Source organism: Shewanella ulleungensis (assembly GCF_014648315.1).
GTDB classification, from domain to species: domain Bacteria; phylum Pseudomonadota; class Gammaproteobacteria; order Enterobacterales; family Shewanellaceae; genus Shewanella; species Shewanella ulleungensis.
Genome location: NZ_BMQW01000002.1, coordinates 217576 through 231517, shown reverse-complemented (window position 1 = coordinate 231517; position 13942 = coordinate 217576). Strand labels below are relative to the sequence as shown.

The window sequence follows — 13942 nt, the reverse complement described above, 5'->3', positions numbered from 1 at the left end:
TCACGAGATTATCCTAATCACAGCTGTTAATGTAAGGGTATTTCAAACCCAACTTGTCGCACCAAAAGAAAGCAAGCGAGCACCAAAATAATACACTATCAATATTTCCTACTGTTTTAAGGCGATTTTTTAGCATAATCAAGCTTGGAGATTGCACAACCATTGAGCACAACCTAAAACATTTAAGCAATATTTTCAGATATTTGCACCATAAGAGCCCAGTAAAGTGTAATTGAATAATAAAATCGGAATGGCTTTTGCTTTATAAATGCATGAATTTCCAAAGAGAATCGGTATATGGCAACTGAACAGAACAATATTAGTGATGCGATCGGAGTTATTGCACAAAGTGCGGACACGGTGTTTATCTTACTTGGTGCAATCATGGTGTTAGCGATGCACGCTGGCTTTGCATTTTTAGAAGTCGGTACCGTCAGACACAAAAATCAAGTCAACGCCCTGGTTAAAATTCTAACGGACTTTGCTTTTTCAGCCATCGCCTACTTTGTCATTGGTTATCAAATCGCATACGGTAGCCACTTTTTTGTCAGTGCTGAAACATTAGGGGCTGATAACGGCTATCAGTTAGTCAAATTCTTCTTCTTACTCACTTTTGCTGCAGCGATCCCCGCCATAGTTTCAGGCGGTATTGCAGAACGCGGTAGCTTTAGACCCTTCTTATTTGCCTCTGCTATGATTGTAGCCTTTGTCTACCCGCTATTTGAAGGCATTATCTGGAATGGTAATTATGGATTTCAAACCTGGTTAGAAAATCAATTTGGCGCTCAATTTCATGATTTTGCCGGCTCAGTTGTGGTACATGCTATGGGTGGTTGGCTGGCATTAGTGGCGATTTATTTACTTGGTGCTCGCCGTGGTCGTAAGCCGGGTATTGCATTCGCACCGTCTAACATTCCATTTTTAGCACTAGGCTCATGGGTACTGATTGTTGGTTGGTTTGGCTTTAACGTAATGTCAGCACAAACACTCGATGGCATTAGCGGTTTAGTCGCGGTTAATAGTTTAATGGCTATGGTTGGCGGCACGGTTGTCGCGCTAGTTGTCGGTAAAAATGACCCCGGGTTTATCCATAACGGACCATTAGCAGGGTTAGTTGCCGTATGTGCGGGTTCTGATTTAATGCATCCTGTTGGCGCATTTGTTGTCGGCGGTGTCGCGGGCGGTTTATTTGTATGGGTATACACTAAATTACAACGCAGCAACAAAATAGATGACGTTCTAGGGGTATGGCCTCTTCACGGTTTATGTGGAGTATGGGGCGGCATTGCAGCGGGTATTTTTGGTCAACAAGCATTAGGCGGCCTTGGCGGGGTAAGTATTAGGTCGCAACTCGTTGGTAGTGTGGCCGGTGTGGTTGTAGCCTTAGTTGGTGGGCTTATTGTTTATGGTATCGTCAATAAAGTCGCAAGCTTACGTTTGAGTCAGGAAGATGAATTTATTGGCGCCGACTTAGCCGTCCATAAAATTGGATCAACCAACTCAGATAAGTAATCACAAAAGTTAACCATTAAAAAAGGCAGAATATTCATTCTGCCTTTTGGTGGCCTTAATTAGCCAATATTAAAATTGCTCTAACATCCGTCATGACGCTCGATAAAAATAAATAAATCCATTTAAATCAATAACGTTAACCACTTACTACTCCGCAAAAATGTCTCCAAACGACCACTTAATCTTGAGCGGCATATGTAGTCACGATTCAACCTCATTTGCCTTAAAAAAATAACTGATTTCAGCATAAATTTACATTGCAAAAACCATATCTAAATCCTAGTATAGCCAACAAAAAACCAACAACAAATTTACACAAAAAACACATCTATCTAGCATTGTCACAAGGATGAAAAATGTTAACGAAAACCAGCTCCTCGCTCGCATTTGCGATTTTATTTTCTCTTTCGGCTTGTGGCGGTGGCGGAGACTCTTCTGACACATCCACTGAAACACCCGATAATCCAGCTGGCACCAGCTCACAGTCTGATATTATTAAAAACGCCAATAACTATAATGCTATTGAGCTAGAGAACGCGGCATCACAATTAGTTAGCGTACGCTACACTGGCAGTAAATCATTGACGACATTAACCCTCGCAAATACCCAACATGTGTTTAAAAAAGTGGTTATTGGCGAAGGTGTTATACTGCCTAACTTACATTTAGAAGAACTTGATTATAATGTACCCAACTCTGGGAAAGTGGATTTTACAGTCCAATGTTCGACCTCTGGCAGTATCAAATTTAAAGGCCAATTAAGCAGTCAATTTACCGGAAACCTTGCCGTAAGTTACAATAATTGTAGCGACGGCTATAGCAATAATGTCAACGGTAACATGGCCTTTTCGCTAAAAACTAACACAGACAGTCAATATAATTTTAGCTTTAACTTTGATAATCTATCTTGGAAAGAAGGTACTCTCACAACGTCACTGACTGGCAGCTATGGAATTAATAGCCAAGAAAACCCAAATACAGATCAATTCAGCAACAGTATCAAAACCAATCTTCTTTATACTTACTCTGGCCAAACACAAGCACTTTTTCAGCTAACTCAAACTCAAACTCAATCCTATCAAAACAACCAATTTAATTGGGTCATTTCAGGAGCTTATTTTCATAGCACCTTAGGTCAATTCAACATATCGACAAATGCTTTGGGCGGAGATTTAGAGCAAGGAAAGATCATAGTTAAGGGCACTAATCTGTCTACGCTAGAGTTTTTAAATGGCCCGGTAAAATATACCCAAGATACAGACAATAATGGCATTGATGATGTAGGTACTTACTTTGCATCTGTTAATGACTTAATCACCAATAATTTATCAAATAAACCACTTGTTGATGTGGCTAAGATGTCATTACCGCCAGAAGTTTATGCGCCAAACGGTAATAATTACCAGTTATATACAACAACACCACTGACTGTGTCACCAGGGCATTATTTCGACCCAGATAACAGTCTTGCTCAACTCACTGTCAGTTACCGCTGGTATATTAATGGCCAACTTGTCAGCGGGCAAACCAGTTACATTCTGCCAGCTCACATTGCCGTTTATGGGGATGAAGTAAAAGTGGCAATGGTGGTTTCCGATGGTATTAATACTGTTGAGAGTGATTATTTTTTCTTTACCATTAACGACTCACCCGCACAATTTAATGCCGTTAACCTACCTAGCCACATACAATCGGGGCAAACAGTGCAATTTAGTGCATTGCTCACAGACCCAGACAATCTTGATCCTGCTAAAATTGGCATGTTAATTTCAGGGCCTAGTGGCGCGACCATTGACAGCCAGGGGCTTGTTACTTGGCAAGTCGGAAGTGACTATCTTTTCCCCTTACAAAGTGTCGACTTTGTTTTTGCTCTTACCGACTCAAATGGCAATATCCTCGAATCAGCGACGGTTTCACTTGATGTGAATGCCGATAAACCAATACCATTAGCTCGCTCAGGCATTGAAGTCCCTAGTAACGATAAATCAATGTGGGTAGGAGATTTTGATGGTGATGGTAGCAATGAGTTGTTATCTACTGATAATAATAACAGGCTGTTTATTTTAACCGAACAAAATGACAGTTACGTACAAACCTGGTTTTATCCATTTAAATTAGCGACTAAAGGCACAATAAACCAAGTTCTGATTTTTGATACCAACAAAGATAATCGTGATGATATTGTGGTGATTACAACACACGGTATTAGCGTGATTAATGATCTCAACGCTTTGCCATACGAATTATTCGCGACCGAAGACACGCTCTTCAGCGGTGCAATTGATGATATCGATAACGACGGGATCCCAGAAATTGCTTATTTGCATGCTCGAGGGATTAACGCTTACGAGTCCGAATCACGGCTCAGTGTTATCAGCATGTCTGCGCCTTCAGAAACGCTATTTACTGCCAATATTAGTGCTCAACAGGTCATATTTTCCAATGTGGATTTGCAACAAGGTCTTGAACTCATCACCAATACTGGCTTAGTTTACGATACCCAAAGTTGGCAAAATAAATGGGCTAATAGCACGCAATTTGGTGACCGAACGATAACGGTTGGTGACTACAACGGCGATGGTGTTAAAGAAATTGCTGGTGCGAATCATTGGGGAGCTATCGCGGTTTATTCTGCTGTCAATAAAGCGCAATTAGCCACCATTGAAGTATTTAATACTTGTTCAATCAATACCATGAATTTAGATGATGACGCCGCCGACGAATTAGTGGTGGGTGAATGTCAATCTGGAGAAGTGCATGCTTATAATTTAACAAGTAATGAACTATCACAAATATGGTCTCAATATACTCCATACTCTAGCGTAAGCTCGTTAACTGTCGGCGACTCTGATAATGATGGTGAAGACGAACTTCATTGGGGCGTTGATTCAATGTCCACAGCCGAAGATCGTTTGCTTGTGGCTGATATTGGTATCAATACCATCGACATTAAACAAAACCCTTCTACCGTTCAATTAGATTCTTTTAGCAGTGCAGGTTGGTCAACTATCACTGATAATGATGAAAAAGCCGTATTCTTTGTACCGCAAACCGCAAACGGCTATCAAGGAAGTCGAATCCTGACAATGGCAGCTGATGGTTCTTACCAATTAAGTGAGCAAATATCATCAAATTCGGATAATAGCTTTCATGCCGTCACTACTGATTATAACCACGACGGTTTTGGTGATTTACTGCTGCCAACAACAGAGTATTACGACGGGCGCATGAGCGTGATGCAATTATTTGATTATAGCTTCCATTGGCAATCTACAATCAGCAGCCAGTCTGACATTGGCATGATAAAGGCATTCGATATCAATAAAGATGGTTTTGAAGATGCCATTTATGCCGACGGCAAGACACTCAAAATCGTTAATATTGACGACCAAAGCCTAATTGCCCAATACAGTTTTGAAAGCAATATTACCGACTTTGTCATCAATGAAAAAACCGTGATTGTGGCCCGAAATAATACCGTAAGCCTACTAACACTAAACACGAGTTCACTGTCAGAACAATCGTTTATAAATCAAAACTGCCAGTATTTGACGTTAATAAACCTAGATAGTGACACACAACAAGAACTGATGTGTATTAACACTGATCATTATGAAAATAACAGCAATATCTATACATACGAAATAGCCAACTTAACCCTTGTTGAAAAAGACACTAGAGCCATCAAGCGTTCAATTTTTGGCATTGCTATCGATGAAACCACCAGCAGTAACCAAGGCTATTTTGTCGCAGTTCAAGTCGGGCAAGCATACTACAGCGAAGAAGACACAGATTATCATATTGAAAAACACGATGTTAACAGCAATGTTATTTGGAGAAGTCCAAGTTTAATTGGTGAACCATCTGAACAAGGGCTTAAAGCACGTTACTCTACTGCGAAGGGATTACAGCTGATGTTGTCGACAAACAAAGCAATGTATCTTATTCATTAATCCTAGGACAATGCAGCATCAAAACCATTAAAAAGGCAGAATTTCGATTCTGCCTGTTTTGTTTAAACGGTATTCGTCTTGATTAAACCAGGGGAGATCAGTGCTTAGACTTAACGCCATTCTTAACCATCTCTTGACCGCTTTCAAAGATTTCAGGCGTTACCCAGCGGCCAAGTAAAAGTTTATGGTTATCACCAAATACCGCAACAAAATGACGACCATCAGCATTACTGGTTGCCATACCCACGCCAGCAACGCCTTCTAAACCTAAACCGCCCTTTTCAACTAACACTAAAAAGCGTTCTAAATCGGCTAAATTATCAATCACCTCATTTTCAATATTCATATACTTCCCAAAAACTTTATAACTTGGGTGCTACTTTAGCGCATTGAACGGTAATAATCTTCATTTTATCCGTGGCAATTTCACTATTAACACTACTTTAAATGTCGCGATGGGCTAAATTAAAACTGTAAAGTGAGATCAATTAACTGTGCATCTTCATCGTATGAATCAAAATTGATCGACAACATCAAAGTCCCTTTTGTCAGCATAATGTTATCAAAATTATCTTCTGCGTTTGGGTATCGCTCCAACAATTGAGATTTGATAGCGGGCAAGTTGTAACTGGCAAGCACTGCGTTAAATTCACTCATCGTTTGTGCGCCAAACATCGACTCGGTAATTTTGATTGAATTGACAACCCCCTGGCGATCAAATCCCAATAACACATTGCTATTCACCAGTACTTTTGGGCCATTATCTGTCAATTGGATTTGGTTGATGAGCTGTTGTGGTTGCAAGGTATAAGCTTGCTTAAATGCTAATGTCAGCAATGTTGTGATGTCGATATTATCAAAATTACCAAACTGAACGTGATGCTCATCGGTTGCTGTTAACGGTAAAATGGCAAAGCTGTTCAGTCGAGAAACAGCGGCGTTATCTAGACTTTCATTATAGTCTTCGAAGGCTAATATCAATCGGCTATTTTTACCTGCCACACTGTAAACATCACCTTGCTTTTTAAGCGCTAAATGCGCTTTCACACTAGCAAACCCATCACCTTGACGCACCTGATTAGCAATCACCCAATTATCGCCATCATAGTTTTCACTCAAGGCAATTTGGTTTTGACCATGGCCATTTAACAACCCTAAATCCTGGGTAATCATCTCGATACGATTGTCTTTAACAACAAACCATAGACTGCGCCCATAACCATAAACGGTTGCACCATTGTCCAGTTGCAACTGAATACTGTGAGGGCCTAATGCTTGTTGTAAAACATCTACCGAGTCACCTATGTGTATGCCATAGGCGCTGTCGGTTGTAATAACCGCATCAGGTGCTTGGTGTTTTTGCGCTTGCTTTAATACATTCCCCTCGTTTGGCATTGTCAACTTAACGGTGGTTTGGGTATACGAAACTGATTTACCTTGACTGTTATACGGTGTGGGATCTTTGCTCAGTTGTGTATCGTCACAAAAGGTAACGTATTGCGCAGTGGTAATCACATGGATTTGCTTTGTATTAGACTTAACTTGGCTGCTGTCATCTTGCAGGTCAATACTTCGAACAACTCCGCCAACAGTTAACTTATCAATAATAACAGCATCTGCGCCTGCTGCTGCAGCTTTGCGCTTTATTTCCACAAACGCTTTTTGTACATAAGCATCACGATGGGACAACACGCCATCACTAGAAGATGCCAGCAAGTCTGGGTCAATATCATAGACAATTTTATCATTGGTTGTATCGATAATATGTGGACTACAAAGTGGGTAAAAATCCAGAATTGGCGGTAATTCATTGGCATTTATGGCAGGGCTTAAGATTGCACAACTGAGCAAAAAAAGTGAAGATTTCATGTATCGTCCTTGAGTCTATAAGATTTTGTTTTTACACAGTATTAACACTTAATAGTAATCTCTACCCTAATCTGAAATTCAGTCACTGTAAACCCACTGCTTGCCAATGCACTAAAACAACTTCAACGATTGAGACTCATAGCTACTCTATCGCATTACGAGCACATTAACTCGGTTAACAACGTGCACCCAATACATGAGTTATGACCTACGCCTCACTTTTATTGACTTGCTGTAGATATCCACTCTATCTGCACAATTTATGCACCTTTTTTCTCTAACATACTGTTAACGATATTATTTCAATTAATCGTATAACCCAGTATAAGCAAATGTTAGGAGAATCTGATGGTTACCAGTAATCATTTATACCCAATCAATAGGCTGTTTAACCGGCCGATTACGTTCTTATTTGCACTCGCACTCAGTAGCTTACTATTGCTGACAGGTTGTGGTGGAAGCGATAGCGACAATACAACAGATGTCGTTGAAACAGTAACAAGCACCGACACCACAGATACCAGCACAACAGAAGTTACCGATGCAGATTTTGAAGCGACTGATTGGACTGACGAAACTCACAGTAAAAATGTCGATCCTAATTTTGATGAAGTGTTTAGTGATACTGAAGTTAAAAGACTCGATATCGTCGTAACAGAAGACCGCTGGCAAAGTATGCTAGACAACATGACGGATCTCTATGGCACATTTGGCCGAACCAGTTCAAGCACTCTAGTGGATGAAGACGATCCTATCTTTGTGCCTGCTGAAGTGTTTTATAACGGCACCCAATGGTATCGGGTTGGTATCCGTTTTAAAGGTAACTCATCACTGCAAAGCAGTTGGCAGCAAGGTATTTTAAAACTTGCTTTAAAACTCGACTTCGATGAGTTTGAAGATGATTACCCACAAATCAAAAACCAACGGTTTTACGGATTTAAAAAGTTTAGTTTAAAAAATAACTATAACGACGAGTCCATGCTACGCGAAAAAGTTGCAGCGGATGTATTTAAAGACGCCGGTCTTGCTGTGTCTCACACCGGTTTTTATACCTTGTACATCGATCATGGTGATGGCCCTGAATATTTTGGCCTATACACTCTCGTTGAAGAAGTTGACGACACAGTAATTGATACCCAATTCTCAAGCGACGAAGGTAACTTGTATAAACCTGAAGATGATGGCGCCATGTTTGTTGAGGGCTCATTTAGCCAAGACGACTTTGAGAAAAAAACCAATGAAGACGATGAAGACTGGTCTGATATTGAAGCACTATTTAGTGCGCTGCATGACGATACTTACTCTAGCGACCCAGCCACATGGCGTACTAACCTTGAAGCGGTATTTGATGTAGAGGTATTTTTAAAATATTTAGCGGTTAATGGCATCATTCAAAACTGGGATACATACGGTAAAATGCCACATAACTACTACTTGTATAATAACCCTGAAACCTCAAAGCTAACCTGGATCCCATGGGACAATAACGAAGCGTTACAAGATGGTAATCAAGGTGGTGCATTGGCATTAGACTTCTCAGATCTTAATTCAAGCAATTGGCCGCTGATCTCAAAAATCTACGCAGATGATGTCTATCGTGCTCGCTACAACGAATACTTACTCGAGGTCATTAGCGATGCATTTGAAACCAATAAAATGCAAGCAAAATACAATGACTATTCAGCACTGGTTGAGACCTATGCCACATCTGAAGTGTCTGGCTACACCTTCTTAGAAAGTGACAGCGATTTCTATCGCGCTGTTGATGAGTTGTTAGAGCATGCAGAAGATAGAGCAACCGCTGTTGATACTTATTTAGATAAGCAATAAATACGTCTTATACTTTTAAAACAATGTTTTAAAATCGAAAAAATAAAGCTCATCACTTATGTGATGAGCTTTATTAATCAAAAAATAGACACTATTTATTACAAGCCTGCTTTCATTTTGCGGGCTTGATGCAGCTTTTTGTAGCTTTCAATCAAACGTAAATGTGGTTCAATACCTTCAAGCTTAATGCTGGTTTTCGTCAGGCCATAAAAACGCACAGTACCATTAACCGAGCCCACCACATTGTCTATCACTTCCTGACCAAACATGCGGGTAAAGTTACCCATAAAGTGCTCAAGCTCTAACTCTTCATCTAGGGTCACTTCAAGTACTGCATTGACGGCTTGATAAAATAAACGGCGCTGTACTGTGTTGTCGTTAAACTGTAAAAATTCTTCAACTAGCTCTAACGCATCTTCATGCTCACCAAGTGCAAGATAAATCAAAATCTTTAATTCGATAATGGTTAACTGGCCCCAAACGGTGTTTTCATCAAACACGATGCCGATCAAGGTTGGGATATCGGTTTGATTATCTAATTGGCTTTCTTCTAAACGGTTTACCAACTTAGACAAGGCTTTTGTGCTTAACGAATGCAGATTTAAAATGTCTTCACGGTAGTTGAGTGATTTGTTAGTGTTATCCCAAATCAAATCGTCCACTGGGTAAACTTCAGAGTAATCAGGTACTAAAATACGACATGCTGATGCACCTAAATCAGTAAACTCAGCAATATACACTTCGCGGCCCATGTCTTCTAAGATACCAAACAGCGCCTTAGCTTCTTGCTCGTTAGTGCCACTAAAATCCCATTCACAGAATTCATAATCAAATTTGCTACTAAAGAAACGCCAGGAGATAACCCCTGTTGAATCAATAAAGTGCTCAACAAAGTTTTCAGGCTCTGTCACTGCCATGCTATTAAACGTCGGCTTTGGTACATCATTTAAGCCTTCGAAACTGCGGCCTTGTAACAGCTCAGTTAAGCTACGCTCTAATGCCACTTCAAAGCTTGGGTGTGCACCAAAAGAGGCAAATACACCGCCAGTACGCGGGTTCATTAAGGTAACGCACATCACTGGGAACTGCCCGCCTAATGAAGCGTCTTTAACCACAACTGGAAAGCCCTGCTCTTCTAGGCCTTTAATACCAGCCAAAATACTTGGGTACTTCTCTAACACTGCCATTGGCACGTCTGGTAGTACAATTTCTTGCTCAATAATTTGACGCTTTACTGCACGTTCAAAAATTTCAGACAAACACTGAACATGAGCTTCTTGCAAGTTGTTACCCGCACTCATGCCATTACTTAAAAACAAGTTTTCAATCAAGTTAGACGGGAAATAAACTGTTTCACCATCTGACTGGCGAGTGTATGGAATCGCACAAATACCACGCGCTTTATTACCCGAGTTAGTATCAATTAAGTGCGAGCCGCATAACTCTTCATCTGGGTTATAAATGTCTAGACAATATTCATCAAGTAAGCCTGTTGGCAGCGCGTCATCGTCTTCAAGCGCAAACCATTTTTCGTTCGGGTAATGCACAAATTCGCTATTAGCAATTTCGTCACCAAAGAATTGATCATTATAAAAAAAGTTATTGTTTAAACGCTCGATAAACTCACCTAAAGCAGAACATAAAGCGCTTTCTTTAGTCGCACCTTTGCCGTTTGTGAAACACATAGGTGATGCGGCGTCACGAATATGCAATGACCATACGTTCGGTACAATATTGCGCCATGATGAGATTTCAATCTTCATCCCAAGATCGGCTAATAACCCAGTCATGTTTTGAATGGTTTGTTCAAGCGGTAAATCTTTACCTAAAATAAAAGTATTACTGTCACCATCTGGTTGACCCATCAACATCGCATTGGCGTCAGAGGCAAGATTTTCAACGGTTTCGATCTTAAATTCAGGGCCTGTTTGCACCACTTTTTTAACCGTACAACGATCAATCGATCGTAAAATACCTTCACGGTCTTTGTCCGAAATATCATCGGGTAATTCAACCTGAATTTGGAAAATTTGGTTATAGCGATCTTCAGGATCAACAATATTGTTTTGCGACAATCTGATGTGCTCAGTAGAGATATCACGAGCCTTACAGTACACCTTTATAAAATAAGCAGCACAAAGCGCTGACGATGCTAAGAAATAATCAAAAGGACTCGGGGCTGAGCCATCACCTTTGTAGCGAATAGGTTGGTCTGCCGTGACGGTAAAGTCGTCAAATTTGGCTTCGAGTCTCAAGTTGTCGAGAAAGTTTACTTTGATTTCCATTGAATATTTCCACAGTCGTGCGCAGCCAAACGGCCAGCTTGTCTAATTACCAAGAATTATCGGTGTTTTTGTCCCATTAGTCTTGGGTTAATTGCCTAAATAGTGGGAATTTGCTTATTTGTAAATGATCTGTGAATAATTCTGTTTAGATAATACCTACATCCCGAAACATCTTAATTATGCATACTTAACTTTAGCGGCATAAAATACTTGGCTCAAACCGCCCACAAGTTTTGAAGATGAAAGTATCAAAATATCAATACAAAAAAGGCCACTTATCGTGACCTTTTGTATAATCATTAGCAGGCAATTATGACTCTTCAGGAAGTCCTACATGCATGTGACCAGACTTGTAATCTATGGTTAACACAAAGTGTTTAAGAATGTCGTAACCGACAAGACCTTTAATGTTTTTCCCTTTAATTCGCGACAAGCCACTTCTATCCTGACCAGATATAAACTCAGTTTGGCCATCGGCAGGCACGCTAGATTGGACATTTTCGATAGTAAATGGACCAAACTTCACTTCAGGCAAGCGAAAGTTATCGATACTGGCAATGTTATTAACACCATAGCCTGTACCCGATTGTGCACCATATAAACTTAACCAATCAGAATCTGTAGCCAATGTCCGCTTTAAAAACAAACCGCTGTTATTACCCGTATCAAGAATAAGCCAGGCGTTCTTTTCACCATTTAATTCTACTTTAACAATTGGTTGACCAGTTCCTCGGTCGATCTGCATCTCAATATTCTTAAGCTTTGCTAAATCAATTGAGTCTCTTTCAAATAATCTCAAACGATTATTAGGGTAATCAATTTGAAAAATAAATTTTTCAAGTAAACCCGCCCCCAATAATAACTGCACCTCATGATGACCTAAACGTAAACCAACCAGCTCGTCTAACTCAAGTTCGGCTCCAAATAATTTAACATTCACATTGTTATAAAGTTGGCGAGTTTCGGTACCATATACACCTTTAATATCGACTTTGCTTCCCTTGGAAAATTCAAACTTATTTTTATTAATGAAGCTGATATTGATTGCATTAACCTGAGACCCACTATCGAGTATCGCCTTTCCTTCAACTCCATTGATCGTAACAGGAAGATTGATGTGACCATTGATCACTTCAAAATCAACCCAATGAGTTACAGCATAAGAGTGGAATGAAACAAGTGTAACCATTACGAATGTCAGTAATATTTGTAGTTTTGAACGCATCGATTTTCCCTAATCTTGCACACGAAATAAGCTCAACAATTTATTAACAAAACAAGATAAAGTCAATCGTTTAGATGTGTAACCGCAAAATTAAGTTTATGATTTTTTAAGACTAGCGGCTATTTAGGCAGGAGATTATTCAAGGAATACACTTAGGGGGACTTGCGCCCCCCAAGCATTGGTAATGACAACTAAATCATTTTCTAGCGAATAGTAATATTTCGCCCAAAGTACTCTTCAGCTTCATACTTCTCAATCACTTTTTCGAGTGATTCACTATTATTATCCATCACTAATTTGTGTGAAATCGCACTTAGTGAGATCAAGATATCCTTACACTCAATCCGCGCTTTCATTACCGAACCAGAGGCGGTTCTGAGCACTTGAGAAATCAATTCATGATTTTTGCCAATTAAGGCTAAAATAAAGTGGACCATCACTTCAGAACACAAATCTTTGTCTTCAATTTTACTTGGTCTAACGACTTTTTCTAAGTAGTCTTCTTCTTTACCTGCTGGGACAAATCGCTGGACCCAGTAAAAATAGTCTTCATCATAAATAATAGACTGAATGGGTTTCATGAATTTTTCATCTGCTGAAATTTTCTGAAAAAGCTCTTTTTTAACCTCATCAGTCACGTCAACCAGCTCATCAGCGTATTCATTATTAAGTAACAGAATCACAGCTTGTAATTCTTTTAACAACGAGACATTACCTGACGTCATTTGATTGTAAGCTTCGCCTACCTCATCGATGTTACGTTGGAACACACCAATATATTTATCCCCCTCCTCAATAGCATCAAGCAAAGGGATTAAGCTGTAACGCCTAACCTGAATCAACTCATAAAACTGACCCAATTCTTCACGAATAGCCTGCAGACGGTCCATCGACTTAACTAAAAAGTTATCGTCTCTTTTAATCGCTGCATTTAAGCGGGTAAAGTCTAACTGGTCATTAATTTTACGCACTCGGTTATCAATCATATTTTCAAAAGATTGCGTTTCATTAATCAACACAGAAAACTTATCTTCCATCTCAAAGAGTACATCTTGGACTTTTTTAAGACTGGTCGATCTCACTTGTTGATTAATACCACGTGCTTTTTCAGCTTCCGCCTGCTTTTTTTCACGAATAACCCAAGTAATTGCAGCACCCACAATCGTCAGGCTAGTAGCCATGTCAAAACCAAGCTGAACATTAGTAAACCATGGACTCATTTTTTTCCCTTAAATGTCATTTATTTATAGCCTGTAAACAGTAATAAC

At 39.8% G+C, this 13942-nt stretch carries 8 protein-coding genes; 3 read left to right on the top strand and 5 right to left on the bottom strand.

Annotated features, from left to right (window positions below; all coding sequences use genetic code 11):
- Positions 1-297: 297 nt before the first annotated feature.
- Together IEY40_RS04780 and IEY40_RS04775 are read left to right on the top strand one after the other, a co-directional pair.
- A complete protein-coding gene (locus tag IEY40_RS04780; RefSeq protein ID WP_188953870.1) occupies positions 298-1512 on the top strand; it encodes an ammonium transporter in 1215 nt (404 codons plus the stop codon).
- Between the two features lie 356 nt (positions 1513-1868).
- A complete protein-coding gene (locus tag IEY40_RS04775) occupies positions 1869-5465 on the top strand; it encodes an FG-GAP repeat domain-containing protein (RefSeq protein WP_188953868.1) in 3597 nt (1198 codons plus the stop codon).
- 97 nt (positions 5466-5562) lie between these two features.
- Here IEY40_RS04775 and IEY40_RS04770 read toward each other — a convergent pair whose 3' ends face one another.
- Both IEY40_RS04770 and IEY40_RS04765 read right to left on the bottom strand, forming a co-directional pair.
- A complete protein-coding gene (locus IEY40_RS04770) occupies positions 5563-5811 on the bottom strand; it encodes a hypothetical protein (RefSeq protein WP_188953866.1) in 249 nt (82 codons plus the stop codon).
- A gap of 119 nt (positions 5812-5930) precedes the next feature.
- On the bottom strand, positions 5931-7334 hold the full coding sequence (locus IEY40_RS04765) for a hypothetical protein (RefSeq protein ID WP_188953864.1): 1404 nt from the start codon (positions 7332-7334) through the stop codon (positions 5931-5933).
- A 348-nt stretch (positions 7335-7682) separates the two neighbouring features.
- Between IEY40_RS04765 and IEY40_RS04760 the strand changes: the two genes are divergently transcribed.
- Positions 7683-9164, top strand: a complete 1482-nt coding sequence (locus IEY40_RS04760; protein ID WP_188953862.1) for a CotH kinase family protein — start codon at positions 7683-7685, stop codon at positions 9162-9164.
- Positions 9165-9262: 98 nt separating this feature from the next.
- On the opposite strand, the gene IEY40_RS04755 is transcribed toward IEY40_RS04760, so the two are convergent.
- From IEY40_RS04755 to IEY40_RS04745, 3 genes are all read right to left on the bottom strand, one after another.
- Entirely contained in the window at positions 9263-11449 is a 2187-nt protein-coding gene (locus tag IEY40_RS04755; protein WP_188953859.1) for an OsmC domain/YcaO domain-containing protein, read from the bottom strand.
- A gap of 310 nt (positions 11450-11759) precedes the next feature.
- Positions 11760-12674, bottom strand: coding sequence for an aspartyl protease family protein (locus IEY40_RS04750; RefSeq protein WP_188953858.1), 915 nt, complete (start codon positions 12672-12674; stop codon positions 11760-11762).
- A 203-nt stretch (positions 12675-12877) separates the two neighbouring features.
- Complete coding sequence (locus IEY40_RS04745; RefSeq protein WP_188953856.1) at positions 12878-13894, bottom strand: hypothetical protein; 1017 nt, start codon at positions 13892-13894, stop codon at positions 12878-12880.
- Between the last annotated feature and the right edge of the window lie 48 nt (positions 13895-13942).